This is a genomic window from Tepidimonas fonticaldi (assembly GCF_007556755.1).
Taxonomy (GTDB): domain Bacteria; phylum Pseudomonadota; class Gammaproteobacteria; order Burkholderiales; family Burkholderiaceae_C; genus Tepidimonas; species Tepidimonas fonticaldi.
In genome coordinates this window covers 1-2,967 of sequence record NZ_VJOO01000064.1, presented here as the reverse complement: position 1 = coordinate 2,967, position 2,967 = coordinate 1, and the positions used below count along the sequence as shown (strand labels likewise).

Sequence of the window (2,967 nt, the reverse complement as noted above, 5' to 3'; positions counted from 1 at the left end):
GATGCCGCACTCAAGATACTTGGCAAACGCTTTGCGCACGAAGGGCTTGGGGGTGTGGTGGTCGCCCTGGCCGTCGAACTGACCCGCGCTGGCCAACTCTAGCCAGGTCTCGTAGTGCTCGGCTACCGTTTGGTAGAGCAGCGTGCGTTCGGGGTGGCGTGGGTTGTAGAGCTTGGGCTTGGAAGTGGCTGACAGAAACCAGTTCGTGCTTCCTGAAATGCGTGGAGCCGTTGAAGGCCATGTGCTCCGTGTAGTGCGCAAGGCCCTGTTGGTCGTCGTCTTCCAGAATCGAGCCTGCTTTCACCACCAGGCGCAATTCCAGTCGCTTCTCCGGGCGGCTGTTTTTCTGGATGTAGTAGGTCATGCCGTTGTCCAGCTTGCCCACTTTCACCTGCGGGCCGACGGGCACGGTATCGGCCAGATTCAGCGCGGCCTGCGCGCTCCAGGCGAAGCATGACAACAGGCAGGCAGCCAGGGTTTGCCGCAGCACTTTTGAATTCATAGAATCCCCTTTTGATATGTGACCCGGACAGCATACCAGTGGGCTTGTGGTCCAAGTCACAATTGAATTTCAACGCAAGGAGTAAACCATGATCGGATACGTAACCCTGGGTACCAACGACCTACCACGCGGCGCAGCCTTCTATGACGCGCTGCTGGCCGAGATGGGTGCCAGGCGACTGTGGGACCTGGGCACCATGATTGCCTGGGGCGTAGCGATGGACAAGCCCGCGGTGGTGCTGACCAAGCCGTACGACGGCCAGTCCGCCACGATTGGCAACGGCATGATGGTCGCGCTGGTCGTGAAGTCCAAGGACATGGTGGACCGCGTCTACAAGAAAGCGATCGAACTCGGCGCCAAGGACGAAGGCCCGAACGGCCCGCGCGGCGAACAGTTCTACGCCGGCTATTTCCGCGATCTGGACGGCAACAAGCTCAACGTGTTCTGCATGGGCTAAACCGCCAGCGCGGGTTCAGCAGTCCGGACAGGCGGCTTGGGCAACGCGAGCAAGGCGATGCCCGCAGCAAGCAGGTAGTGCAGTGCCTGGGTGCTGTTGAAGTAATCCAGATAAACGGTGCCTGGCTTGCCGGTCGCGGCGACAACGAAGCTGCCCACCAGCAACAGCGCGCCGAGGATGGCTGATGCACTGCGTTGCTGCAGCGCCGTCCATACGATCACGAGGGCTGACAGGCCCGGCACGATTTGGCTCCATAGTGAACCCCCCATCACGGTTACCGCAACACCGAATCCGCCCACCACCACCACAAAGCGCCCCACTGCGGCAGCCCGCTTTGCAATCGCCGCATCCGGCCAACGCAGGCCTGCCGCCAGCAGGCTGAATGCCGCGCACGCGGACAGCAAGCTGAAGAAACGGTGCGGTCCGTAAAGCATGGCGACACCGGAAAACCGCACCACGCCCAGCAGCGCAGCAAAGCCAATGAGGCCCGCGCCCACCGCAACGGCCGGACGTGTACGCAGATCACGCCAAGCGACCACTGCACACACCAGCAGCAACACCAGATCCGACAGTGCGTCCGCGTTCATGCTGGTACCTGCTGGGCAGTTGTTGAGCGGCGCAGAAGCCAAGCAGCGCTGCCAATGGCAAATACCAGTACAGCGCAACGCAATGCAACCGGTGCCTGGAAGCCAAACCAATCCGGCAGCAGGGCAAAGGCCACGCCTACGCCCAACAGCCGCAGCAGCTCCAGCCAGCGCGCCCACGACAGGCACTCCAGCAGCGCACCCAGTGCCACCGCGGTAACCGCCACGATCGCGGCGTAAACCAGCGCATCCGCGGTCGGGATGTCCTTGACAATGCCCAGAAAGTGCACGAACAACGGCCACAGGAGTGCGTGCTGCAGCGCAACGTACCAGCGCATCGCAGATGGCGTCTGGCGGGTGTAGCGCTGGAAGCCCGACGGCTCGAAATGTTCGATGGGTTCATCCGTCCAGCCACCCGGCGGCGCTACCCACACACCCAGCTTGGCACGCCAGCCCTTGGCCGCGACGGACTCACGCCACAGGTCGGCGTAGTAATGCAGATTGCCCCAGATCGGGCTGTAGCTCTTCAGCGGTTTGCGGATGCCGTAGACGATCTTCTCGCCGTCGCGCTCATCCTCAAAGGTGCCGAACAACCGGTCCCACAGGATCAGGATGCCACCGTAGTTCTTGTCGATGCAGTAGTCGTTCTGGCCATGGTGCACGCGGTGGTTGCTGGGCGTCACGAGGATGCGGTCCAGCACACCCATGCGGCCGATGAGTTCGGTGTGCACCCAGTACTGGTACAGCAGGTCGATCAGACCGACCGTCACCATCATCTGCCACGGTACGCCCAGCACCGCCAGCGGCAGATAGAAAGCCCAGCCCAACAGCGATCCGGTCGATGTCTGGCGCAGCGCGGTGGACAGGTTGTAGTACTCCGACGAGTGGTGCACCACATGCGACGCCCACAGCAGATTGACTTCGTGCCCCATGCGATGCGCCCAGTAGTAGCACAGGTCGTACAGGATCAACGCCAGCACCCACAACCAGACATTCCCCATCGACCATTCGGTCAGCCGGTAAGTCTCGTACACGGCGATGTAGATGCCCAGGCCGGCAACCTTGGTGAAGGCTCCGGTCAACTGGCTCAGCACGCCGTGGTGCAGGCTGGTGACAGCGTCAGGAATGTCGTAGACCTTCAATCCACGACGGTGTGCCCACCAGGCTTCCAGCAAGATGGTCAGCAGGAATACCGGGATGGCGAAAAGAATGGGATTCATGGGTCTCTCTCTCGTTCTGCATTGCCTCTAAAACGGGCCCTGTCAGCGTGTTTTGAAAGTATACACGGCGGAGTCAAGGCGGTGTCAACCACCAAGTGCAACGGTGGAATCACTGAAGGGAGTGGCTGGCTTGGGTGGCCTTCTGCAGCATGGCCTGGTAGACCGCGATCGGAGGGTAGAAGCCGTGGATGGCGCGCGGGCGGT

Annotated in this window: 3 protein-coding genes and 2 pseudogenes; 1 reads left to right on the top strand and 4 read right to left on the bottom strand. The window is 61.6% G+C overall.

Annotation, left to right across the window (positions count from 1 at the left end):
* Positions 1-195 (bottom strand): annotated as a pseudogene (locus Tfont_RS14265) (IS91 family transposase); the annotation flags it as partial.
* Between the two features lie 58 nt (positions 196-253).
* A pseudogene (locus tag Tfont_RS15000) lies at positions 254-364 on the bottom strand (insulinase family protein); the annotation flags it as partial.
* Between the two features lie 226 nt (positions 365-590).
* Between Tfont_RS15000 and Tfont_RS14255 the strand changes: the two are divergent.
* Positions 591-959 (top strand): VOC family protein, encoded by a 369-nt coding sequence (locus Tfont_RS14255; protein ID WP_143969924.1) that lies wholly within the window; start codon positions 591-593, stop codon positions 957-959.
* Here Tfont_RS14255 and Tfont_RS14250 read toward each other — a convergent pair.
* Both Tfont_RS14250 and Tfont_RS14245 read right to left on the bottom strand, forming a co-directional pair.
* Positions 956-1,546 carry a hypothetical protein gene (locus tag Tfont_RS14250; protein WP_143969923.1) on the bottom strand — a complete coding sequence of 197 codons (591 nt, stop codon included), beginning with the start codon at positions 1,544-1,546 and terminating at the stop codon, positions 956-958. The two genes, Tfont_RS14255 and Tfont_RS14250, sit on opposite strands and share 4 nt — an antisense overlap.
* The gene (locus Tfont_RS14245) at positions 1,543-2,763 is read right to left on the bottom strand and encodes a sterol desaturase family protein (protein ID WP_143969922.1); all 1,221 of its coding nucleotides are present in this window, start codon (positions 2,761-2,763) and stop codon (positions 1,543-1,545) included. Before Tfont_RS14245 ends, Tfont_RS14250 begins: the two co-directional genes overlap by 4 nt.
* Positions 2,764-2,967: the final 204 nt, after the last annotated feature.